This is a genomic window from Marinobacter sp. C7, from assembly GCF_022343555.1.
Classification (GTDB): Bacteria; Pseudomonadota; Gammaproteobacteria; order Pseudomonadales; family Oleiphilaceae; genus Marinobacter.
In genome coordinates this window covers 1-544 of sequence record NZ_JAKQZH010000077.1, presented here as the reverse complement: position 1 = coordinate 544, position 544 = coordinate 1, and the positions used below count along the sequence as shown (strand labels likewise).

Sequence of the window (544 nt, the reverse complement as noted above, 5' to 3'; positions counted from 1 at the left end):
CGGCCGGAAATCGAGAAATCGACGGAAATGTCGCTTGCCTGGGCCGAGCGCTGCCGCGTCGCCTTTGGCGATCAGCCCGGCAAGGCGATGTTCGGCATCGTTCAGGGTGGTGATATTCCCGATCTCAGGGTCCGATCCGCCCGAGGTCTCGCCGATCTGGACCTGAAGGGCTATGCGGTCGGCGGTCTCGCGGTTGGCGAGCCGCAGGCGGTGATGCTTGACATGCTGGAAATCACGCTGCCGGAGCTGCCGACGCAGAAACCACGTTATCTGATGGGTGTCGGCACGCCGGACGACATCCTGAAGTCGGTCGCCCGCGGCATCGACATGTTCGACTGCGTGATGCCGACACGGGCAGGGCGCCACGGCCTCGCCTTCACCCGGCGCGGCAAGGTGAACCTCAGGAACGCCCGCCATGCGGAGGATCTCCGCCCGCTGGACGAAGAAAGCATCTGCCCGGCAACGCGTGACTATTCCCGCGCCTATCTGCATCACCTCGTCCGTGCCAATGAATCGCTTGCCGGCATGCTGTTGACCTGGAATA

At 64.0% G+C, this 544-nt stretch carries 1 protein-coding gene; it reads left to right on the top strand.

Annotated features, from left to right (window positions below):
• Window positions 1–544: tRNA-ribosyltransferase family protein (locus tag MD273_RS18815; protein ID WP_239039292.1), on the top strand; the 544-nt coding region annotated here is incomplete at both ends.